Origin of the sequence: Streptomyces sp. ActVer, from assembly GCF_027270795.1 — a bacterium.
GTDB lineage: Bacteria > Actinomycetota > Actinomycetes > Streptomycetales > Streptomycetaceae > Streptomyces > Streptomyces umbrinus_A.
Window position 1 is genome coordinate 21150 of the sequence record NZ_JAPWHT010000023.1, and the last position, 22500, is coordinate 43649.

General features: G+C 68.4%; 20 protein-coding genes and 2 pseudogenes. 2 read left to right on the plus strand and 20 right to left on the minus strand.

Annotated elements, in window-relative coordinates; translation table 11 throughout:
- Nucleotides 1-58 precede the first annotated feature (58 nt).
- On the minus strand, nt 59-1399 hold the full coding sequence (locus tag O3Q52_RS06400; protein WP_269647812.1) for an aspartate aminotransferase family protein: 1341 nt from the start codon (nt 1397-1399) through the stop codon (nt 59-61).
- Nucleotides 1400-2021: 622 nt separating this feature from the next.
- On the opposite strand from O3Q52_RS06400, the gene O3Q52_RS06405 reads away from it, so the two are divergent.
- Together O3Q52_RS06405 and O3Q52_RS06410 are read left to right on the plus strand one after the other, a co-directional pair.
- Nucleotides 2022-3368, plus strand: a complete 1347-nt coding sequence (locus O3Q52_RS06405) for an XRE family transcriptional regulator (RefSeq protein ID WP_269647813.1) — start codon at nt 2022-2024, stop codon at nt 3366-3368.
- Between the two features lie 40 nt (nt 3369-3408).
- Nucleotides 3409-3638: pseudogene (locus tag O3Q52_RS06410) on the plus strand (glycosyltransferase); the annotation flags it as partial.
- A gap of 74 nt (nt 3639-3712) precedes the next feature.
- Here O3Q52_RS06410 and O3Q52_RS06415 read toward each other — a convergent pair.
- The 19 genes and pseudogenes from O3Q52_RS06415 to O3Q52_RS06505 all read right to left on the minus strand — a co-directional run.
- A complete protein-coding gene (locus tag O3Q52_RS06415; protein WP_269647814.1) occupies nt 3713-3847 on the minus strand; it encodes a hypothetical protein in 135 nt (44 codons plus the stop codon).
- A complete protein-coding gene (locus O3Q52_RS06420; RefSeq protein WP_269647815.1) occupies nt 3844-4704 on the minus strand; it encodes a class I SAM-dependent methyltransferase in 861 nt (286 codons plus the stop codon). The genes O3Q52_RS06415 and O3Q52_RS06420 overlap by 4 nt, the downstream gene beginning before the upstream one ends.
- The gene (locus tag O3Q52_RS06425; protein WP_269647816.1) at nt 4701-5954 is read right to left on the minus strand and encodes a protein-L-isoaspartate O-methyltransferase; all 1254 of its coding nucleotides are present in this window, start codon (nt 5952-5954) and stop codon (nt 4701-4703) included. The genes O3Q52_RS06420 and O3Q52_RS06425 overlap by 4 nt, the downstream gene beginning before the upstream one ends.
- Before the next feature lie 42 nt (nt 5955-5996).
- Entirely contained in the window at nt 5997-6911 is a 915-nt protein-coding gene (locus tag O3Q52_RS06430; protein WP_269647817.1) for an NUDIX hydrolase, read from the minus strand.
- A 314-nt stretch (nt 6912-7225) separates the two neighbouring features.
- Nucleotides 7226-9127: an ABC transporter ATP-binding protein gene (locus O3Q52_RS06435; RefSeq protein ID WP_269647818.1), complete on the minus strand. Its 1902-nt coding sequence runs from the start codon at nt 9125-9127 to the stop codon at nt 7226-7228.
- 431 nt (nt 9128-9558) lie between these two features.
- Nucleotides 9559-11892: a DEAD/DEAH box helicase gene (locus tag O3Q52_RS06440; protein WP_269647819.1), complete on the minus strand. Its 2334-nt coding sequence runs from the start codon at nt 11890-11892 to the stop codon at nt 9559-9561.
- Nucleotides 11893-12042: 150 nt separating this feature from the next.
- Entirely contained in the window at nt 12043-12228 is a 186-nt protein-coding gene (locus O3Q52_RS06445; protein WP_269647820.1) for a hypothetical protein, read from the minus strand.
- Between the two features lie 36 nt (nt 12229-12264).
- Nucleotides 12265-12693 carry a hypothetical protein gene (locus O3Q52_RS06450; RefSeq protein WP_269647821.1) on the minus strand — a complete coding sequence of 143 codons (429 nt, stop codon included), beginning with the start codon at nt 12691-12693 and terminating at the stop codon, nt 12265-12267.
- Nucleotides 12694-12890: 197 nt separating this feature from the next.
- Complete coding sequence (locus O3Q52_RS06455) at nt 12891-14126, minus strand: acyl-CoA dehydrogenase family protein (RefSeq protein ID WP_269647822.1); 1236 nt, start codon at nt 14124-14126, stop codon at nt 12891-12893.
- Between the two features lie 58 nt (nt 14127-14184).
- Nucleotides 14185-14673 (minus strand): GAF domain-containing protein, encoded by a 489-nt coding sequence (locus O3Q52_RS06460; RefSeq protein WP_269647828.1) that lies wholly within the window; start codon nt 14671-14673, stop codon nt 14185-14187.
- A 44-nt stretch (nt 14674-14717) separates the two neighbouring features.
- On the minus strand, nt 14718-15347 hold the full coding sequence (locus O3Q52_RS06465) for an ATP/GTP-binding protein (RefSeq protein WP_119582652.1): 630 nt from the start codon (nt 15345-15347) through the stop codon (nt 14718-14720).
- Nucleotides 15328-15693, minus strand: coding sequence for a DUF742 domain-containing protein (locus tag O3Q52_RS06470; protein WP_119582651.1), 366 nt, complete (start codon nt 15691-15693; stop codon nt 15328-15330). Before O3Q52_RS06470 ends, O3Q52_RS06465 begins: the two co-directional genes overlap by 20 nt.
- A gap of 1 nt (nt 15694) precedes the next feature.
- Nucleotides 15695-16171, minus strand: coding sequence for a roadblock/LC7 domain-containing protein (locus tag O3Q52_RS06475; protein WP_269647823.1), 477 nt, complete (start codon nt 16169-16171; stop codon nt 15695-15697).
- 89 nt (nt 16172-16260) lie between these two features.
- The gene (locus tag O3Q52_RS06480) at nt 16261-17901 is read right to left on the minus strand and encodes an ATP-binding protein (RefSeq protein ID WP_269647824.1); all 1641 of its coding nucleotides are present in this window, start codon (nt 17899-17901) and stop codon (nt 16261-16263) included.
- Between the two features lie 207 nt (nt 17902-18108).
- On the minus strand, nt 18109-18303 hold the full coding sequence (locus O3Q52_RS06485; RefSeq protein WP_119582648.1) for a hypothetical protein: 195 nt from the start codon (nt 18301-18303) through the stop codon (nt 18109-18111).
- 452 nt (nt 18304-18755) lie between these two features.
- The gene (fxlM, locus tag O3Q52_RS06490) at nt 18756-19994 is read right to left on the minus strand and encodes a methyltransferase, FxLD system (RefSeq protein WP_269647825.1); all 1239 of its coding nucleotides are present in this window, start codon (nt 19992-19994) and stop codon (nt 18756-18758) included.
- 202 nt (nt 19995-20196) lie between these two features.
- On the minus strand, nt 20197-21372 hold the full coding sequence (locus O3Q52_RS06495) for a hypothetical protein (protein ID WP_269647826.1): 1176 nt from the start codon (nt 21370-21372) through the stop codon (nt 20197-20199).
- Nucleotides 21369-22370 (minus strand): thiopeptide-type bacteriocin biosynthesis protein, encoded by a 1002-nt coding sequence (locus O3Q52_RS06500; RefSeq protein ID WP_269647827.1) that lies wholly within the window; start codon nt 22368-22370, stop codon nt 21369-21371. The genes O3Q52_RS06495 and O3Q52_RS06500 overlap by 4 nt, the downstream gene beginning before the upstream one ends.
- Nucleotides 22352-22500 (minus strand): annotated as a pseudogene (locus tag O3Q52_RS06505) (lanthionine synthetase); the annotation flags it as partial. The pseudogene O3Q52_RS06505 and the gene O3Q52_RS06500, both read right to left, overlap by 19 nt.

Genomic DNA, 22500 nt, shown 5'->3' on the forward strand with positions numbered 1-22500 from the left:
CGGGCAACCGCCGACGGGCACGCTCGCGCCGGGACGAAGGGAGGCGCTTCGGCGTTGATCAGGCGGCTTGCGTTGCGAGCACCGGTTCGAGCGCGGACAGCGCCTGGTTGCAGCCGTGCAGTGCGAACTCGATGTCCTCGCCGGTGTGTGCGGCGGACAGGAACCACTGGTGGCTCGGATGCAGCAGAACCCCGTGCTGCGCCGCCTCGGCGGCGAAGGCCGTGCTCATCCGCTCGCGCATGACCGGATCGGCGTGGGTGAACTGAAGAAACGGCATCGGCGGGTACCCGACCACCCGGGCTGGCACACGATGCTGGTCGACGAGCGCCGACAGGCCGTCCTGGAAGGCGGAGCCGACCTTCCACATCCGCTCGAACGCGTCGGTGTCACGCAGGATCCGGATCGTGGCCAGTGCCGCGGCCATCGGTGCGGGGTCTGCGTAGAACGTCGACGAGATCCGGGTGCGGGCCAAGGTCGACAGCACGTCGGCCCGCCCGACGACGGCGGAGATCGGATGCCCGTTCGCCATGGCCTTGCTGAACGTGCTGACATCCGCCTGGACGCCCAGGAGTCCCTGAGCACCGGACAGGCCCAGCCGGAACCCCGAACGCATCTCGTCGAGGACGAACAGCGCCCCGTGCTCGTGCGCGATGTCACGGATCTTCTGCAGGTGGCCCTCGGGAGCCGTCTCGTCGCCGAACGGCATCATCAGCACGCACGCCACCTGCCCGGGATGACGGGCGAACGCCTCGCGCAGCGTACTGAGATCGCTGTACTCGAACAGCAGCGTGTCGGCGCGGGTCCCTTCCGAAATGCCCGCCGGGATACCTGCCGCCCAGTCGTGCCAGCCGTTGTAGCCCCAGCGGATCACCTTGTCGCGTCCGGTGAAGATCCGGGATAGCCGTACCGCCGTACTCGTCGCGTCGGACCCGGTCTTGAGCAGGTATGCCATCTCCGCGCCGGGCACCACCGAGGTCAGCAGGTCGGTGAGCTCGCTCTGGCGACGGCTCCACAGCGGAGCGATGCAGTTGCCGTTGCGCAGTTCAGCGAGCACCGCCTCGGTCACCCGTTCATCGGCGTGCCCGAGGACGACGGGCCCGTACCCGAGGGTGAAGTCGACGTACCGCCTCCCGTCCAGATCCCACAGGTAAGGCCCGGCAGCGCGACTGAAGTAGCGCGGGTAACGGGTCTGGCCGCTCGCGCACGGTCCGACCACGTCACCTCTGGTAGCAGCCCGCGCATCCGTACGAGCACTCTGGGCGTGCCATCGGTCGTCGAGCGCCATCCCCCCGCCCGTGGCGGTGAACCTCCGCCCAGGGCTGGGAGGGGAACTGCCCGTCGGCGGGGCCAGGGACTGCGCCAGGTGCGAAGAGGCCACGGCCTCGTCGGTGGCGGTCATTTCGTTTCCTCCCGGTGTGAAGCGCAGGGCACAGCGATGCCGCTGACCCGGCCAGTTCGGCGGTGCAGGACAAGGGGGCGTGGGCAGGCTCATGGAGTGAGCGCCGGCGCCGGTATGGCATGGGGCTCCAGGCAGCGGATCCAGTCCGCTAAGCGGTCGCCCCACCCGCTGGTGGCGACTCCGGCTCGGATCCGGTACATCGGGGTCCGGGCGATCAGGAGATCCGCCACCGTCCGGACAGGGACGGGATCGGGCTGCCAAGTCCAGCCGGGCAGCCCCCGGTCGGCGGCCGATCCTTAAACAGCCACTCGCCGATGATGGCGCGGGGGCTCGGCCGTTCCAGACGCTGAGCGTCCAGCCCGTACCCGTGGTGTCGAGTCCGCGACACTACAGAGAATCGGTAGGTTGATCCACTTTCCTCCCCCTTGCTCCTCGTTCGGTGCACGACAGAGAACCGCAAACGGGGCCCGGGGAGTAGTCGTCCGCGCGGTTTAGGGGGTGGACGGGGTGTACGCACGCAACTCGGTGTACATACACCAGGTTTCACCCGCGCCAGGTGCCACTCCGGAGCGCCTCGCGCTAGCGTCGACAGACGCGTTGTGCGCCCGGAAGGAGTGCCGTGGTGGAGCCACAGCCGGTAGGTGCAGCACCGCTTGCCGTCCTCCTGGCGCAGCTCGGGATGAAACCCGAACAACTCGCCGCGCGAATCAACGAACTGCGTGCCCGTCGCGGGTTATCGCCGCTGCACCTCAAGAGCGCATACCCGTGGATCCGGCCGGTGCCAGTCCGCCCCGACAAGGCCAATCAGGCGGACGCACTCGCCGTCCTCAGCTTCCGAGCCAGACGCCGCGTAACAGCCCAGGAACTGGGCTGGGACGGGCCACGACGCCGCCAGCACAAACCTGTCCGCCCATACCTGGACACCCCCGGCGACGCCGCCTTGCCCGACCTGCTCCACGAGATCAGCAAGGGAGACCCCAACTCCATGGACCGCCGTACCCTCCTCAGCGGTGCCGCTGTCACAGCGCCCGGCCTGGCACTCCTCATGTCCGGCGGGGCTCTGAGAGCCGCACAAGGCGGCGACCGCCTCTCCCTCCGCTTGGTCGCCAGCATCGAAAACGGCGTCCAAGAGCTACGCGACCTGGACGACACCGAAGGCAGCTCCAGCAATCTCGACTGGGCGCACGGACTGTGGCAGAGCGTCGCCCGCGTCGTCATCAACGCCCGTTACCGCAATGCCGAGGCCGACCGCCTGCACACAGCCTTCATCGAGGTCTGTGAGCAGTACGGGTGGATGCTGTTCGACGCGGACCGCCACGCGCAGGCGCAACGCGTCTACCAGACCGGACTACGCCTGGCCCGCGAGGTCGGACCGGCCGGCCCCGCCCGCTTCGCGGCACACAACCTCCTGGCCTCGGCTGCCTACCAGGCATCCTGGATCGGGCAGCACCAGGAAGCCAAGACACTCCTCGACGTCGCCTCCCACGGCGATCTCCCACCCCGCGTGCGCGCGGTCATTGCCGACCGGGAAATCTTCGCCGCAGGACGCCGCGGCGACACCGACGCGCTCAGCAGCGCACGCGACCGGGGCCACGAGCTCCTCCAGGACGCCGGCACAGATGGGCCCTGGTGGTCACAGTGGCTCACTCCACACGCGCTCGATGCAGCGACCGGCCGCGCCTGGCTCGCCGCGCGCAAGCCAGAGGACGCAACGCCCTACCTCAAGCAGCGCTTGGCCATGACCGGCCCTGCCTACCCCCGCGACTACATGCTCGCGTCACTTGACCTGGCCGATACCTATCGCGTCTCGGGCGACGTCGACGCCTGCACCGCACTGGCCCTGCAGGCGGCCCACCTCACCGATGGCGTCGAATCGGCCCGTGCGCTGTCCAGGCTCCGAGAGGTGGCCGCCGCACTGCAACCGTACGAGGACCATCCAGGAGTCCGTGATCTCATGCACGTCGTGTAGAGGGCTTAAAATGCCACACCCGGACAGTTGCCCCTGTTAGGCGGGACGGCCGACCGCCGAGAAGGGCACCGAGCACCTGGTCCAGAGCCTGGCGCCGATCCCGGGTATCGAGTTGAGCGTCGCGCCCTCAGGAGCCCAGTTCCACGCCCTGTCACCGCTGCTGTAGCGGCCGGGATACCGGCCCGCTACCTCGGCTGGCTCCGCCGTCCCCAGCTGTGGCGGGCGTTCACCGAGCACGACGTGCCGGTGATGCCCTCGACCACCCTGGAGGGATACGCTCCATGCGCGAAACTCGACAAGCTGATACGCGACAGGTGGCTTGCCTAGTGAACAGAGGGCAGATGTCACATCCCGGCCGCATACACGGGTCCGGCCCGCCGGGTCAGCAGCACCTGCTGGCCCTTGGGGCTGTCGCGCAGCAGGATCAGGTGTACGTCGACCGGAAGTGTGAACCGCCCAGCGGCGGCCTGCCCGCTCACGCGGTTCCTCCCGGGCGGCGGGCCAGCAGCACCGTGAATTCGACCTGCTCGGTCAACCGTCCGTTCTCATCGGCGTGTCCTTCGAGCAGGTGCAGCGCCTCCGCTTCGAACTCGGCGTGCCGCTCGGCGAACAGGTCGGCTCGGGCGAACGAGGTGGTGCGCAGATAGCCGATCACTTGCTGCGGCGTCCAGACCCGGGGGAAGCGGAAGAGGTGCTGGCTGACGTCGCTGAAGGCGGAGTCGGCGAGGTCGTCCTCGTAACGGCGGCTTGGCTGGTTGTAGGTGCCGCAGCTGCCGACACGGCGGCCAAGCCCGAGATAGGACTGGATCAAGCCCTTCAACGCGCCTGTCCAGTCGGCTTCGTGGGTCCACAGGCTGCCGTCACCCATGAGTGCGAGCGTCGCGTGCGGGGCTGCGACCCGGGTGGCCATCGCCAGTACGGCGGGGCGGTTCATCCAGTGGAAGGCCCGGCAGCAGGTGATCAAGGCAGCCCCGTAGTGAGGCCGTTGAGGGTTGAACTGGTCGGCCGGGACTTCGTGGCAGGACAGAGCGCGGTTCCCCAACAGAGGGTGGAGGGTGACGACGGCTTCACGGAGTTGGGCCCGGCTGGGGTCGACCAGATCCACGTGAGTAATACAGGGAAGCGCTGGGAGGAGAGCTGCGGCAACTTGCCCGGTGCCTGCTCCGAGGTCGAGCAGCGTCACGTCCGGTACGCCCTTCACGGCGTCGGCCAGTAGCCACGCAACCTGCTCGGGTACACCCGGCCGGAAGCGGGCGTACTCGTCGGCCGCCGCGCCGAACAGCAGATCCTCGCCATCCGGAGCCGGAGTGGGTGGGTGATCGGCGGGTGTGTTCACTGCGGGTCCCCTTTCACCGGGCGTTCGTCGCGGAGCGTCCAGCACAGCTCGTTACGGCCGGATCCGGCGACCGCCCACTGCTTTCCGTCCGCAGAGAATTCGATCCGGTACGCGTCGGGTTCGCCGGCCGCCTGCCACTGGGCCGCGATCTCTTCGATCTCGTGCCAGATGCCGCGAGGCCCGAACTCTGTGACTGAGCACGTGCCGTCACCATCCGGGCTCACGCGCACCCAGGAGCCGCACTCCGGAGCGCCGATCTGAAGGTGCTCGGCGCCGAAGTTACAGACCAGTCCAGGCCGAAGGTGATCGAGGGCCAGCCAGAATCCACGCGCCTCTCGGGGTGGTGGCAGGCGGTGCCCGCGTACGGTCACACCTTCGGCAGTGGCCATCTCCTCGCGGAACGCGGCGGACAGGAAGAGACGGTCCCAGCCCCACCCGGCGCGGTGCCCGAACTCGACCGCCCGCAGCTCTCCCTCGATGCGTCCCTGAGCGGTTTTCGTGATCACAGCCAATCCCGGCCACGACGGCGAGCTGGTGCCGACAGTCGCCAGCGATAACCCCTGCGGCGCGAGCTGTTCCACCAGCGCCGACGGCACACGAGGCACGGCGAACGAGACGAACACCCGGTCATACGGCGCCCGGTCGGGCCAGCCCGTCTTGCCATCTCCCGTCACCACGGTGGGCCGGTAGCCGAGGTCGGCGAGGTGGGTGGCGGCGGCCGAGGTGACGTGTTCGTCGCGGTCGATGGTGACGACCCCGGCGTCGCCGCTGAGGAAGCAGGCCACCGCAGCGGTCACGGCGGCGCCCGTGCCGACATCCAGCACCTGCTGCCTAGGCTCCAGATCCAGTTCCTGCAGGAGCCCGGCGGTCATCCCCGTCACGCTCGACATGGACGTCATCGCCCCGCCCGAGCGCGTGCCACGCGCCCGGCCCAGGAGCGGTTCACGGTCATGCTGGATGGCGACGCTGTCCCCGCTGTAGAGCACGTGCAACAGTTCGTCCCGGTCCTCGGGCGCCGACCAGTCCAGCAGATCCCAGCGTGGTGGGGTTTCGTCCGGTGCGCTGCGTCGTACGTACGCCTGCGGCATCAGTACCTGGCGGGGCAGCGCCAGAAGTGCCTCGGACACCGGGCCCGGGGGCAGATGCCCGGCCTCGTGGAGGTGGGCGACCATGGCCGCACGGGCTCTCGCCGCGTCGGCGTCGTCCACGGCTGGGGTGGTGGGGGAAACGGGTGGGGCGGGTTTGGGCATGGTGGCGATCTCCTAAAGAAGGCGAGGGGAAAGGCACAAGGGTCAGGTCCAGCCGAGTTCGGTGTAGAGGCGGCCGCGCCGGATGCCGTCGATGGCGGCCCGGGTGTAGGTGACGGTCGGCTCTGGCAGAGCGTCGGCGGGCCACCAGCCCCAGCTGACGCACTTGTCCGGCTCGAGGACCTGGGGTTCGCCCTGCCACGTTCGGGCCCGGAAGACCAGCTGGAGGCGCGGCTGTGCGCCGGGGGAGTCGACGAGGTGGACGACGTGCACAAGTTCGACGTCCTCAGCCTTGATCACCAACCCGGCCTCCTCGCAAGCCTCCCGGATCAGGCAGGCGATGGCGGATTCTCGTTCGCAGTGACCGGCCAGGAAGTGGTGCTCCAGGGGCGCGTAGACGGAGTCGGGATGCCGCAGCCCGAGCAGGATCTCGCCGTCCCGTTCCAGGTACAGATGGACGCCGATAACGTTCGGCACCGTCTTCGTGCCGGCATCGCGTAGGCGCAGCACCGGCAACGCGTCGGTGGCACCACCGTCTGGGCGTGGGCCCTCCTGGTGGTGGCGGATGACGGCCGTGGTGCCGGGGTCCATGGTCAGATACGGGATCTGCTCGGCATCGGTGAAGCGCAGCATGATCCCCTCGGTGAGGGGCAGCAGGGCGGGGTCGCCGTCCCACGTCCCGGCGTACACCTGGACCCGGCTGGTGGTCCGGCCGTCGGCGTCGGTGTCCTCGACGACGGCGAGCGGGACGAGGTCGGGGATGTGCAGGCCGGCCTCTTCCATCAGTTCGCGGGCGATCGTGTCGTCGAGGCTTTCGCCGGGTTCGGGATGGCCTCCGGGCAGGGACCACTGTCCGGCGCAGCTGATGTCTTTGTTGGCGTCCCGCAGATGCAGCAGGTAGTGGCCGTCCGCGCTGACGAGCAGCGCCGCCGTGGTCGTGGTAACGGCTGGTGCGGTCACGGAATCCTCCATCGGTACGGCGGGTAAGTGGTGGAGTCGTCGCGCCCCGGGGGCCAGGGCGCGTGTAGGATTCGCGACTTCGTGCGCACGGGTTCCTGCGGAGACGCCGGAATCCGAGCTCGATGCGCACTCGTCCGGACGGCCGGAAGTGCGCACCTCTTCCGCCCCAGCGTGGTTCAGGGCGGGATCGGCTTCGACACCACCGCAGGTCCTGTGATCCATCGCGCACCCAGACCCGGATTTGCGCATCGAGTGCGCGTCCTCAGCCGACATTGCGCATCGAATCGCGGACCCTACAGCGCGACGTAGTTGGGTCAGCGGTCGGTGGACAGGGCCAGAAGTTCGGCGAACAGGCCGCCTCCGTGGGCGAGTTCGTCGTATGTTCCGTGTTCGGCGATCCGGCCGTGTTCCATCACGATGATCCGGTCGGCGATCTTGGTGTTGACCAGCTGGTGGGTCACTACGATCGTGATCCGGCCTGCCGCGATGGTCTTGATCTCTTCGAGGATGGCGTGCTCGCCGCGGGCGTCCATCTGGCTGGTCGGCTCGTCCAGGATCAGCAGGCTTGACCTGCGATACAGGGCCCGCGCGCATGCCAGGCGCTGCCACTGCCCGCCGGAGAGTTCCGTTCCGCCCCACAGCTCCCGGGCCAGCAGCGTGTCCAGGCCGTCGGGGAGTTCCTCGACGGCGTCCCGCAGCCCGACCTCCTCCAGGGCCCGCCACACCAGGTCGTCGCCCGCCTCGCGGGGCTGGCCGAGGGTGACGTTGTCGCGGACGGACAGCGGCCACTGCGCGAAGTTCTGCGGCACCAGCCCGGACAGGTCCCACAGGCTGTCGGGGTCGAGGTCGGCGACGTCGTGGCCGTTCCAGGAGACCATGCCCTTGTCGGCCAGGAAGATGGCGGCGAGCAGCCGGGTAAGGGTGGACTTCCCGGAGCCGTTCTCGCCGACCACGGCGAGGATTTCGCCGCTGCGGACCGCCAGCGACACTCCCGCCACGGCCGGAGTCTCCTTGCCCGGATACCGGTACGCGACCTCGTCGAGGCGGATCTCTTCCACCGGCCGGCTCGGCGTGAACTCGCCTCGGCTGGGGGCGCGTTCGGCGGCGTAGTCGAGGAAACCGCCCATGTCCGCGAGGTAGAGGGAGGTGTGGAACATGGCTGCGCCGTAGATGACGAGTTGACTGAGGGCGGCGAGCGCGGTCTGCACCGCGATGACCGCGGTCGCGGCGATCGACGGCTCGATCCGTCCGCTGGCCGCCAGCCAGGCGAGACCCGCCCAAGTCGCGATGAGGAAGATGCCGCCGATTGCCGAACTGATCAGCACGATCCGCAACATCTTCGGCGCCGCGGCGAGGGTGCGTGCGTCGATCCGCTCCGAGATCGACCGGTACCAGAACACCAGGTACGAGGTCATGCCGTTGGCGCGGATCTCGTCGGTGAACTTCACGCTGGTCGCCCAGCCGCGCAGGTTCTGCCGAACATTGCGGTCGCCCACGTTGGCGTAGTGGGTCTCGTAGCTGACGCGGGCGTGCAGGACGGCGCCCACGCCGGCGGGGACGACGGCGAGCAGCGACAGCGGCAGCAACAGCGGGTGCAGCACCGACAGCACCCCGCTCGCGCTGACCATACGCACGATGGCAGCGGTGAAGCGGGTGGCGTCCTGCACCATCACGTGGCTGCGGACCACCCCCATCTCCGCGGCCTCCTGCCGGTCCGCGCAGCCGTCCTCCGCCCGCGCGGCGGCCTCCATCCGGCACACCGCCGCCACCAGGGCGCAGTCGGACTCGGTCGTCAACCGTGGGGTGATCCGGCCGTCCGCGTATGAGGACAGCGCGGTCGCCACCCGCCCCACCGCCGACGCGCAGGCGATGATCAGCAGGGCCGGCAGCGCCTGGTGGAGCCGGTCGGCCACCTCGCCGTCGGCCAGGATCCAGCGCATCGCACGGGATGTGGCGGTGAGTAGAACGGCGGCACTGATGCCGATGGCCAGCTGACAACCCACCAGTAGCAGCACAGCCCGTCGGTCGATCGCCCACGCCATCCGTGCGGTCTGCGCCAGCACCGACGGAAGCCGCCGGCACATCTGCGCAAACGATGCGTCCGTCAGGGGATTCTTGGCGTGCCGGCCGCCGTAGCGCAGCTCGGCAGGCGGTGGAGGCGGCAACCGGCGCGGCGCCGCCGTATCAGGCGCCGGAGAGGCGGGCTCGGCGCTCACCGGCCACCTCCCCTCGCCCTGTCGGTAAACCGGGAGGCAGACGCAAACGGCCATGCGGCCGTCGGGAGTTCATTCGGGGCATTCTGAACGACAGGCAACTGGGAACCTCCAGCACCGACTTGGGGGGATGGCTGATGATGACCGGAACAACGACGCGACGCCCGTCTTCGAACACACGTGTTTGAGTCGTATCCCCAGCCGCCCAATCTCGCGGTCCGCACGCTCGTGGCCGTTGATTCAGGCGGGTCCACCACATGACGGCGGTGGCCGAAACACCGACGGCCGATACGGACGAGGCCGATGAGGTGGGTGGGATGACGGCATGTTTGGGGCGCGATCGAGCTCGGAGCGGCTTGATCAGCATGGCGGGCCGACCGGTCAGGCATTGGCGCGCCCGCGGCGGAGATCTTCACTGGGCACAGCCTCTCCTGCTAGTCGGGGAATTTCATTCCGAGGGCCACGAGTTGCTGATGTCGCTCCGGTTTGAGTTTTCCTTTCCGGTATTTCTGGATGCATGTGTTCATCCAGCTGCGCGGGCGAAGAAGGACGGGCTTTTCGATCACATAGCTGCCTGGGATGTTCAGGTGCCCGTGTTCGGCCTTGAAGTCGGTAACTACCTTTATATGGAGGTCCCAGCGAAATTGCAGCGAGTCCCAGACGAAGCCTATACGGTCGAGTGTTCGGTGTTGCTCGGGACTTAGGCGGTCCGGATGCGTACGGAATCCGGAAACCTGCTGGCCGATGCTTCGACCGCGCAGGACGTAGGTTTGGGGTATGTCGAGGTGGCCATGCCAGATCATGAACTCGCGGCAGTCTGAGACGAATTGATTCCAGACGTACTCGGCTCGGTCCCAGATGAATCCCTCCGCGTTGAGGGCCGCGACCTTGGCATCCGGCACCTGTCCGTATCTGTAGGAGGTACGCAGGCTGGCATATGTCTGGCCGAGCGGGTACGCGCGGTCGCCGCTCTCGGCGACGTAGGTCTTCGGGACGTCCAGGTGTCCGTATTCCTTCTTGAATTCTCTTAGCTCGTGGATCAGTTTCTGCAGTTTCTGATCGGGAACTGACCATGTCATCCCGAGGGCTTCCCATTCCTCGATCTGGGAAGGTGAGAGTTTGCCCAGCCGGTGGAGTTTGCGCAGGTATGCGATCCAGCGCCCCAGGCCCAGTCCGGTGGGGGTGCGGTAGTCCTCGTGGACACGGAGGTCCCCGTGCTCGGCCCGGTAGGTTTCGGCGGCCTGGAGGTATTCGGGCCAGACGGTGGTGGCTGCGCGAACCGTCCGTACGGTGATGGCGTCGGCGAAGTCCGGAGGGACGGGAATGCCGGTGAAAGAGAGCCAGTCGGGCAGTTCACCTTCGGTGCCGGCGCCGAGCCGGACCTTTCCGGTAGCGGTGGGGGTGGCGAGGGAGCGGCGGGCGGTTTCGAGTTCTTGGTGCAGTGTCTCGTCGTGTGAAGCGAGGGCCCGCACCGTCTGCCAGACCGGGCCGAAGGGGGTGGAGCTCAGCGCGGTTTCGGGATCCTGGTCCTGCTGGAGGAAGACCGGCACCATGATGGTCGCGGTTTTGGGTCGGCTGCGGTCGCTGAGCCGCATGGCCCGGCCGGTCCCCTGGATGGTGTCGATCGTGCTGCGCGGGCTGAGGAAGCAGACGGCGTCCACGGCGGGGACGTCGACTCCTTCTGACAGGACGCGTGCGTTGGAGACGACGATCAGGCCGTCTTCCTGCCCGGCGAGCCTGTCCAGCGCCTTGCGCCGCTGGGCGACGGTCTGGTTGCCGTGGACGTGCTCGGCGGCCAGGGCGGTGGGGCGTTGATCGGGGGGCAGGAGAGCGTGGGCGTGGGGCAGGAGGGTGGCGAACCACTTCGCCTCGGCGATGCTGCCGTGATAGGTGATCATGCGCCGGATGCCGTGCTCGTGGGCGGCGCGCAGCACGGCGAGCTGCTTGGCGAGCATGGGGGCGGCCACGGCGGTCCTGCCGATGCGCAGGAAGGCGTCGTCCCGGCCGAGGAGCTGGTGGGCCTCGCTGTTGGTGACGACGGGGACCACGAGGCGGTAGCGGGCCAGTAAGCCGAGGTCGATGGCGGTCGCGAAGGGCAGCCGGTAGGCGACCGGGCCGTAAAGACGCTCGTCCGCCATGCTGATGACGTCCTCGCCCTCGCCGTCGAGGATCCGGGGCGTTGCGGTGAGATACAGGCGGCGGCGCGCCGTGATGATGTCGTCGTAGTGGATGGCCGCCCAGGCTTTGGTTGCGGCGCCCGCGGTGCGGTGGGCCTCGTCGATCACGGCGATGTCCGGCGGCGCCATGCGGTGGTGGGCCTGGGCCTGGGCCAGGATGTGAAGGCTGGCGTAGGTGCAGGCGATGGTGAGCGGCCCGGGGTCTTTGGCGAGGGCTGCCAGCTGGGCGGCGTCGTTGGCGACTTGGGCCTCTGTGCTGGTGAGTTCGTCCTGCAGTCCGGTGCGGTGGGCGGAGAGGACCTCGCGGTCTGAGCAGACCGCGATGATGCGGCCCAGCCGGTGTCGGCCGAGCTGGTGTGCCCATTCCATCATCGTCTGGCGGACGAGTTCCAGGGTGGGGACGACCACTAGGCGGCGCCGGGAACCGATCTCGGCGACCTGGCCCGCGACTTCGGCGCCCACCCGCGTCTTGCCTGTCCCGCATGCCATCACTGCGGTGACCCGGCTGGAGTCGATCAGGGTTTTGGTCAGGACGTCCACGGCCTCCTGCTGGTGCGGGAACAGCGGGGGTGAGGTCTGGAGCTGATTCACGGTCGGTCAGTTCCTCGATGTCGTCGAAGAGGGATCGGAAGGGACTCGTTCAGCGGGTAGGGCGTGTCGTCTCGCCGCCCCGATGCGTCAGACGGGCAACCAGCCTGGACTTCGGAGCGCGGCCGGCGTCTTCGCGCCACGTCGGTCCGGTTACACGGCGGTGCTGAGCGTCTGTTGCACGGCGTGCAGCTCGAAGGTGGCGATGACGAGAGCGTGGTCGGTCACCCGTCGGACGTCCTCGGTGTCGATGACCTCGACACGCCGGAGGGTCGACGCCCAGTCGGGGGTGCCGAGGATCCAGTCGACACGTTGCGGTGGGCCCTGGTGCGGCTGCACAGGACGAAAGCGCCGATTGGCACCAGGTGCAGACCGTTACCCCAGTTGGTCCGGGTGAGGTTCTTTGCTGCCGCGGCGCCTGGCGGCGGCTGCCAGTGTGCGTCGACATGAGATGCCGTGCGCTCGCTCCAGCCAGCGCAGCAGCTCCTGCAGCTGGCTGACCAGCACCAGCAGGTGTTCGTACGCGAGGTCCGCCCGCGGCCGGGAGTTGGAGCGGGCCTCGGTCCGCTCAATCAGCTCGTGGAGTTCGGAGCGTTCCCTGTCGCCGAGCGCTGCGGCGAGGGTGCGGGCGTGCGGGATCAGGGTGGGGGCCAGCTCCTTCAGTGTGGTGAGGGTGTCGGCGACGGCACGTGGGGCGGAGACGATGCCCCGGTTCGCGATGCTGTCCAGCTCCCGCCGCACTTCGACCAACAGCGCGGACACATCCGTGTCGGCTGTATGTACGGCGGGAGTTGTGCTCGTCATGGAGGTGCTCCGTGTCGGTTGAGTAGGAGATGGGGTGGGAAGGTCGTGGCGCGTGATCTGTTCCACGGCCAGCCGCGCTGTCGGCAGGCTCCACACGACGGGTGGAGCTTGGACCAGGCGGCAGGCTCCGGAGACAGATAGGCCGTCCGGGTTCCCCGCAGCTGGTTGTGGTGTTTGAGGGCGCGGGTGCCTGGAAGTTAGGCGGCTGTGCTGGTGGGGAGGAAGAGCGAGGTCTTGGCGGCGAGTCGTTCGGACCACTGGATGGGAGGGTCGCCGAGCTCGGTTTCGGCTAGGCGTTGGCGCTGGACCTCGCCGGTTCCGGCGGGCGAGTAGGTGTGCTGGACGTCCCGCCACAGCCGCTGGAGGGGGTAGTCCGTGCGCAGGGCGTGGGCGCCGTGCAGTTCCATGGCGTCCTGGCCGGATTCGACGGCCCATTTGTGGTTGAGGTACTTGGAGTTAATGAGTTCGCCGTCGCAGCTCTGGCCGTGGTCGAGCATGTGTACGGCCTGGTGGGCGAGTTCGCGGCAGGCCATCAGCCGGGACTTCATGGCACCGATCCGGTCACGCAGGACGGGAAGGTCGGCGAGGGTGCCGTTGTAGCGGCGGCGTCCCTCAAGGAAGCTGGCGGCGCATTCCATGATCGCTTCGTGGATACCGAGGGATACCGCAGCGAGGTTGGGCCGGCCGTAGAGGATGCTGCTGCTGTAGGCGATGTCTTTGCCGTCGCCCACTTCGCCGATCACGTTGGCTTCGGGTATTCGTACGCCGTCGAACGTGAGCTTGCCGAAGCTGAAGCCGTGCAGGCCGAGGGCGGGCCGGTGCGGTTCGACGGTCAGTCCGTCGCGGTCGTGTTCGACGAGGAAGGCGGTCAGGGCGCGGGAGCCGGCCTTCTCGGCGGAGGCGGTGCGGGCCACGACGCAGTGGACGTGGGCGATGTGGCTGTTGCCGATGTGGACCTTGCTGCCGTCGATGATCCAGTCGCTGCCGTCGCGGCGGGCGGTGGTCTCCATGCCGAGCACATGGCTGCCGGTCTCCTCTTCGGTCACCGCGATCGACAGCAGTGTGTCCCCAGAGGAGATCTGGGGCAGCAGCAGGGCCTTCTGCTCGTCGCTGCCGAAGTGGATGATCATCGATACGGGCAGCTGGCTCGCCTGCAGGATGGCGCCGGCCGCGCCCGATGCCCGCGCCACGCTCTGGATCATGAGGGTCTTGGCGAGATGTCCCGCATGCATACCGCCGTACTGGCGCGGGATCGTGGCGCCGAACCATCCCTGCTCGGCCATGAGCAGGGCCAGGTCGCGTTCCACGGAGTGAGGGGAGGACTCCATGCGCTGGACTCGGGGGGTGACTTCCGCAGCAGCGAACTCGTCGAACTGCTGGACCAGGGCTTCGTAGTCGGGCGTGACCGGAGTCGTGGACGACATCGTGGGCATCGTTGTCTCCCCCTCGGGGTGGTGGTCGCGGCTGGTGCGGCCGGGCGCGCGGGTGTTGCTACGAGCTGGTACGCCGGTAGAACTCGGTCATGAAGACGTCGCGGTAGTGGTCGATGAGCGTCCACAGCGGGCGACCTTCCGAGCGGTCTCGCGGCTCGGTGCCGACCACGCAGACCGTGCCCCAGACACGGTTCGTGCGCTCGTCGATGAGAGGGGCTCCCCCGTACACGCGGACCCCGATCTCGTCGACGACCGGGTTGCCGGCGAACTCGTCGAAGTCGAGGACATCGGTCAGGACCAGCGAGCCCCGGCGCTGGACGACGTGCGGGCAAAAGCCGTGCGTCAGCGGCATGGTGCGGCCCACCACGGGCAGTTCGCCTCCGGAGGGGTTGGCGAGACCGAGGAAGAACTGCTCGCTGCCGACCCAGTTGAGCATGGCGTACGGAGTGCCGGCCGCGTTGGCGACCTGTTGGGCGAAGGCGTCGAACGCGCCAACGGGCGGAGCCGTGGGGTCGAAGAATTCGGGCAGGTGGCTCTGCCAGTCGATGTCGTGGCCGGCGGTGGACAGGAGGTCGGACGGAGCGTGGGTGTTCACAGCTGTGCTCCTTGAAGGACGGTGGCAGGGGAATGTGGGCGGGTGAGTGCGTGGTCGATGAGATGGGCCAGTACGCCGGCCGCGTCCGCCCTCTTGCGGGCATCGCACAGCACGACCGGAACCGTGGCCGGCAGGGCGAGAGCGGCTGAGACTTCGTCGGGGTCGTAGCGGCAGGCGTCGTCGAACTCGTTCACGGCGACGATGATGGGCAGGCCGCGTCGCTCGAAGTAGTCGACTGCGGGAAAGCTTTCGTCGAGGCGGCGAGTGTCGACGAGGACAACCGCTGCGAGGGCTCCTCGGGTGAGTTCGTCCCACATGAACCAGAACCGGGTCTGCCCTGGGGTGCCGAACAGCATCAGCACGGTGTTCAGCTGGGGGAAGGTGATCCGGCCGAAGTCCATGCCGACGGTGGTCGCCTTCTTGTCGAGCAGCAGCGTGAGGTCGTCCACGCCCTCGGAGGCGGCCGTCATCACGGCCTCGGTACGCAGCGGGGTGATCTCGGAGACGGCGCCCACGAACGTGGTCTTGCCGACCCCGAACCCGCCGGCGACGACGATCTTGACGGAGGTGGCATTCGCGCCGCCGAGCCGGCGTGGCAGCCCGAGGTCAGAGCTTGAGGAGTCCATTGCGAAGGGCCTTTAGGAGAGCAACGTCGGGAAGGTCAGTGGAGCCCGTGGCGGTCACGGCACTCAGCGCACCGATGTCGATCAGCCGGGACATGAGGATCCTGGTGATCTGGAAGGGCAGCCCGATCAGGGCGCCGATCTCAGCGACGGCCAGGGGCTGCTCCCGGCACAACGCCATGGCCTGTTCGGCTTCCGGCGGCTGGCCGACAGGCGGTTCTCCCTCGGCCCACAGCAGCGTCTCGATCTGCAAGTCGTGCGTGGGCTTGGTCTGGCCGCCGGTCAGGACGTAAAGGCTGGGGGCCTCGGTGTCCTCGACGGTCCAGGCCGGGCTGCTTGCGGCCGCCATCTCACTGGCCGTCACCGGAAGGGGCCCCGCCCACACGTGCCTCCGTGGCAAGCAACTCGCCCATCCGCTTGATCAGGTCGACCATCGCGAAACCGACGGCTCCTTCGTCCGCGCGGGGGTTGGTCAGCACACCCAGCACGCTTTCGACCTTTTTCGGGTCGCGTCCCGCATTTCGCGCCACTACGGACGGGGGGCTGCCGGCACTCATGATGAACAGCAGGAAGCTGGACTTCCTGATGAGGACCTGTTCGACACGGCCCTCGCCGTCGTCGACTCCGTGGGCGATCGAGTACAGGCCGTTGATGACTGCGGCCAGGCGGTCTGCCAGTTTGCCGTCCATGCTCGGTCCCGCGTGAGCCAGCCGCAGGCCGTCCTGCGTGCCGAGCAGGACGCCCGTCACATCGGGCAGCTGGGCCAAGTCGTTGAGGAGCTCGTCCACAACCACATCCGGCTGGACTGCCGTCGAGTCGGTGGTCATTCCAAATCTCCGAATCTCCGTACGCTGTACGGACTGGTACTCAGGCGCGAAGCGAGGCACGAAGGATGTGTGGGGCGCGTCGCGGGGGGTCAGCTCGCGCTCCCCTTTGGCGGTCGCGCCTCGCTGTCTGCCGCGGCTTGTTCCGCGCGATGCACGCCTTGGGTGAAATTGCTGACGAAGGCAGGATCCGGCGGCGCGAGCGGGACGGGGGCGGCCTCTGGCTCGGCAGGGGCCGCGCGCTCATGGACCGTTGCCTGTGGTGTTCGCTGCGGCAACCGGGGGCGAGTGTCAGATGTGGCGCCGAGCGGCGGCGCTGCCGTGGTCGCTGTCGAGGCGACGGGGCGCCGCCCAGGGGCAGGCCGCGCGTCACGGTAAGGCAGTGGCGCCGTCCCCGCTGGGACTGGGGCCGGAGGACTGGGCCGAGGACCGCCGGACTGCCGAGGACCGGGGAGCCTCGTGAGTTGCGCTGCCGGGACCGGTGTGGCGGCAACGTATGCGTGAGCCTGTGACGGTGCCGCCGGCTCGTTCTGCCAGAGCAGGAGTTTGTCCGGCACCACCACGAGTGCCGTGATCCCGTGCATGAGATTCTTCTGCAGTCGCACTTGGATGCCGTACCGGCGGGCGAGTTTGGCCACCACGAGCAAGCCGGTCTGGCGCTGGGCCAGTTGCTCGGCCAGGTCTGTGTCCTGGGGATCGGCCAACATCCGGTTGCAGCGATCGAGTTCGCCCTGGGCCATGCCTATGCCCCGGTCCTCGATCTCCACGGCCAGACCCGCGGTGACCCTCGTCGCGCGCACGACGACTTTGCTGTCCGGCGGGGAGCAGAGAGTGGCGTTCTCCTCCAACTCGGCCAGCAGGTGAATCAGATCGGGACCGGCGAAGCCCGGTATCTGCACATCCAGGGTGGAGGTGTGCATGCGGACCCGGGCGTACTTCTCGATTTCCCCCGACGCGCCACGCAGCAGAGCCACCAGCCCGATCGGCTGGTTCAGCGTGCGCGCCTTCACACCACCCAGAACCGCCAGTCGCCCTGCCGACCGCCGCATGCGCTTGAGCAGGTTATTGACGTCGTACACGCGGTACAACAAGTCCGGGTCCTGGACCTGGTTGGTCAGCTCCGTCACGATGCCGAGCGCGCGTACGAGCAGCAGGGTCAAGCCGCCGGCCAGATAGACAAGCGCCTGTGTCAGTTCCGTCTGCCGCCCGTTTACCACCGCCCGCCACGTTTCTGCCTGCAGCTGGAACAGAGCGGCCTCAGCTTCGTTCCACGGGTTGCCGTCGGAGTTCGCCTGTGCCGCGCTGAAGTCGGGAGGGAAAGGCCGCTCGCCCCGGTCGATCTGCTCCAGAGCATCGCTGATGCTCTTGCGTCCATCGTCCACACTGGACTGGAAGTGCCGCAGCCAGCCATGCACTGAATCGCTGTACTCGCTGCGCTGCCGGTGCAGCTCAGCCGCCGTGCGAACTGCCATCCAGTCCGCGGAGACCAGCACGGCCAGGCCGGCGGCTGCTGCCACCGCCCCGATGATCCAGCCATCCACATGGACGCGTGCCGTCGTGCCGACGGCAGCCGCCATACACAAGATCGCCGCGACGAAGAGGGCGGGCACGAGCACCAGAAGCCGCAGCCGCAGGTGCAGCCCCTTCTCGGTGCGTAGTGGCTCGGCGCCGCGCGCACGCCGGCGCTGGCCACGTCGGTGACCGATGGGTCGCGGGCATGACTGATCAGACATGGGTGACCTCGCGGAACGTGGTCCTGACAGGGAGGAGGAAATGGCCGGCAGGGAACGAGCGAGCAGCGCACCCGCACCGGGCGCGGGGACCGCAGCGTGCAGGCCGGGACTCGGGTGGGAGTGGCCGCCGGGGCACGCGCGCCAGACCGCAGCCGACGGGGGAGGCGGCGTACGGCCCGGGCCCACGGGGGTGCCCCGGCGGCCGGTCTATATACGGATCTCGCTGATCGTCTCGACCGCACTCTGCACGACGCGGCTGATGGACGGAGCGAGCGAGCTGTCGTGGAGATAGAAGCCGAGGAGCACGGCCGCTATTGCGTGGCCGGCCTTGAGGCCGCCTTTGCGGATCAGCAGCCACACCATGACGGCCAGCACAACAACCAGGGAGACAGTGATGCTCACGGAATTGGGTTTCTGCTGGGCGAGTGCGTCCGAGGGGCCCCGCGTTGCCAATCGGGTCGGCGGCAATGCCCCGCGTGGCTGCGGGACTTGACGCGTCGGCGCGCCTGAAGGATGGCGCACCCGCGCAGCTGGTGACCGCATTGGTCCGTGCGCGGCCGAGATGGGCCGTCATGCCGGCTAAGGCGGGAAACGGGGCAGGCACGTTGTCCTCCGGGGGCGCAGACTTGTCGTCTCGCGTCATGTCCGCGACGCCCGGGTGACCGTTTCCGGCCTTCGATGATTTTACAGGTAAACCAGGGAAGTAATCGATGATCTCAGGTCAGAAGCCTGTGAAAAATGCATGGTGCACAAGGGTGTTGACACCCAGAACGGGAAATACCGCTGCGCTGCATGTTCGGTGATGCTGGTCAACCGGACTGAATTCTCTCCATTGCTGTGGTGGCATCGTCGGCTCAACTCCTGCGGGGCCAGTCGACGACGAGGCGGCTGCAGGGCTTGTCCATGACGAAGCGTGGTTCGCAGGCTGTCAGTTGGTTGCGGGCGTCACCAACGGCCATGCGGAAGCTGGGTTCGGGTGAGCCGTTGCCCCAGCTTTGGTTCCACTCGCTGATTTCGGTGGCGACCTGGTCGGCTAGTTCGGCGGCGCGCGGGCCGTGGCCCATGACGCCGATCTGCCAGAACGTGCCGTGCTCGTCCTCGCCTTCCTGCTTCGTGAGGTAGGCCAAGGAGTCATTGTCGAGTGCGGTCATCGAGCCCCAGCCGAAGTTCGGGATGAGGCCGGAGCGGGACCCCGGCATCCGGGACAGGCCGTTCGGCAGCACGTATGCCAGATACAGGTAGAGCCACTCGTAGGAGTCGCCCTTGCGGAACTTCACGTTGGTGTAGATCTCGGCTGGGGGCTGGTCCAGGACGGTGCGGATCGCCTCGCGGTCGACGTTCTGCTCGCTGTAGGTCTCCAAGCGCACGTCGCCCTCACCTGCCATGTCGACCATGGTTCGGACGTCATTGCAGACGCCCTTGCGCAGAGGGACGAACGTCATCATCTCGGTTGAGACCGTCCTCCAGGTCTGGCCGTCGCGTTCAAACGCGAAGCTGCGGGAGATGCTGCCGCGAATCCGCATCGGGATGACGAGGCGTCCACCGGGGGCGAGCTGGTCGAGAATCCGCACGGGGATGTCCCCGGCGCCGACCGTGAACTGGATGCGGTCGAAGGGCGCATGTTCGGGCAGACCGCCGGCGCCGTCGCCCAGTGCGACGGTGACGTTTGCGGTCCCGGCCTGAGCGAGGTTCTTCCGCGCGCCGTCGACGAGGTCCTGGTCGACATCCACGGTCCACACATGGCCTTCGAGAGCTACGAGTTCTGACAGCAGCCGGGCGTTGTAACCGGTGCCGGCGCCGGCTTCGAGGATCTTGTGGCCGGGCTGGGCGCCCAGTTGTTCGAGCTGGGTGGCGACGATGGAGGGGGCGGAGATGCAGGAAAGCATTGTGCCCGTCGCGTCGTGCTTGATCGCCACGGCGTCGTCGACGCAGGCGCTCTGAAGGTCGACACTGGGGAGGAACCGGTGGCGCTCGGTGCTCCGGAACGCGGCGATGACTTCCGGGGTGCGCAGGTGGCCGCTGTCGACGAGGCGGCTCACGAGCTCGTCGCGCCATACGGCGGGATCGGTGACGGGTGTCACGGTGGTCTCCATTCGCGCGAGGTTAGGGGCTGGCGGGGCGGAATGACGGGGAGGCGCGTCGGTGGCTTGCGTCTCCACACAGGCGACTGACGGCGCAGCCGATGCCCCAGCCTCCTGCTGGTCGGTAGCACCCAGGTGTGGTCGAAGGCGGCGATTGCGTGGCGGGTGAGAGCGGCACGCGTCCCACGCCCCCCGAGCATCGGCGGTCGTTGCATCAGCTGACGCCTGGCCCTCTCGCATGCGGCGATACACCTCCCTCCTCAGTGAGGCACTGAGCGAGGCTCGCCCCAGCCGTGCTGACAGCCCGCATCAACGTGGACAGCACCGATTCCGGCAGGGCGCCCCGGCCGAGGCCGCCGTCGAGGACGATCGCCTCCAGCTCGTGGCGTGACCACCCGTCAGCCGGTGGAGCGGGGTGGCGGAGGATTTCGCGTGCTGCGTACGCGTCCCGCGCCCGTGTGGTGTCGCTGACGATCGCGTCGTACAGGGGGCGCGCGAGGGTTTCACAGCCTTCTGGCGCCAGGTCGATCGCGGCCAGGGCCAGCCGCACCCGGAACATGCGCAGGTGTGGCGGGTCCGGCTCCAGCGCATCCCGCACGGCGAGTGCCGTAGCGGCGAACCCTCTTGCTGTGGCGCGGCCCGCAAGGTGGTCGGCGTAGTGGCGGAGGACCTGGGCGACGGCTTCCTCCCACGGCTCCGTGATCGTGGCCTTGTCGATCAGGGAGTTGGCCGTGTCCAGAGCGTCCGTATGCAGGTTCGCCACGATGCGTGCTTGCCTGCTGCCGTACAGCCGCTCGGGCTGCTCGTCGTAGGCGGTCGCGTGTTCTGCCGCCTCATGCCATTGGCCGGCGGCGACCAGGAGCCGGGTGCCGTCGTCGAGCAAGAGGTCGTGTAGCCAGGGCTGGATGTGGTCCAAGCCGGCGTCGGTGGTGAAGCCCGTGAGGTCGATGGCCTGTCCGTAGACGGTCGCGTTGCCGCTGTCACGGGCGGCGCGGTGCACGCTCATGAGCTGCTGAAAGGCGGCCTGCGGGTCGCCCGTTCGGGCGGTCAGCCGTACGAGGTTGACGATGGGCTGGAGGCTGGCGATGGCGGTGTCCCCGGTGACAGGCCATGCGGCTTGGAAGAGACGGAGCTGACGCAGGCAGAGGTCTGTCGCCAGGTCGGTCAGCCCGCTGTCGGAGGCGATCAGTGCGGACAGGTTCCAGGTGGCGCATGCGAGGTTGATCCGGTCGCGGAGCGGTCCGTCCTGCGCCGACTTCTCCCCGCAGGAGCGGACTTCGTCGAGCCGGGCGGCGAAGCTGGGGTAGACGAGGTGGGACCGGCTGACCAGCGGGAACCGCCTGGAGAGCCGACGGAGCCTTGCCTGTGGGTACTGTGGCGGCGCGGTCACGGCATCGGCCTTTCCGTGGGGTCAGCGGGATGCAGGATCGCGGTATGTGCCGCGTGAGCGAGAACGCTCTGGGTGCGGGCGGGCAGGCCGATCCGGTTCCAGTGGAAGATCACGTGGTAGGAGATGACCTCGCGCAGGCCGCGGTCGAGGGCTCCGTCCCGGGCGGCTGTGGCGAGGTCTCTTCCGGCCTGCCGAAACGCGCTCACCCAGTCGGCGGCGGGCTTGAGGGTGCGGTCCGACTGGAGCATGGGACCAGAGGGGCTGGTATCGGCGATGAGCAGCTGTCGGAGGCTGTCGGCCATGGCGTGGATTTTGGCGGCCGGTACGTCTGAGGGAAGGGGCCGTTCCCGGGTGACGCGGTGCCAGACGTCTCCTTGCTCGTACCACTCCAGGCCGGCGGCGCGCATCAGGGTGGCGCACAGCAGCAGTGACAACTCCCGGCGGCCCAGCTCGCCATGAGCTGTGGTGAGGATGGCGTGGCTGTCGGCGTGGAACAGGGTGTGGGCGATGGTCATGCTGGTGTCGCCGCCGAATGCTGCGGTTTCGGGTTCGTAGATGCCGGGCCACCAGCGGTGGACTTGTCCGGCGGCCGTGAGTTTGTCGAGCATGTCGGTCAGTGTCAGGGGGAGTGACGTCCCGAAGGCCGGGAGCAGCCGCATCCGCCAGCACGGGTGCTTACGGATGAACCACCACCCGGTGATCAGACCGTCCTGTTGGGCGAGGTCCAGGACGGGGACGATGTGGTCGGCGGCGGTCTGCTCGGCCTTGGCCCAGTCGGTGAACTGGATGTACAGCTGACGCCATGCCGGGGGCCCCGCCTGTTGGGCGAGGGCCTGTTGCCCGGCCTGCTGGTAGACGGCGACGGCGGCGTCCAGGTCCGTGAGCTCGAGTCCGGCGCGGGCTGCGGCGGTGTCCGTGTCGGTGCCGGCCAGGACGTCCAGCACGGCGTTCAGGGTCGCTTCCAGGCGGACGGGCTGGATCAGTCGATCAGTAGGCATGCGTCCCATCCCGAGGTCGGCGCAGCGTCGTGGGCTGCGGTGGTCAGGGCGAGGGCGGTGCCCGCGTCGCCTTGCAGGAGGCCGGCGTCGCGGCAGGGATGGGCGTGCCGGGTCAGGGCGGCGGCCAGGT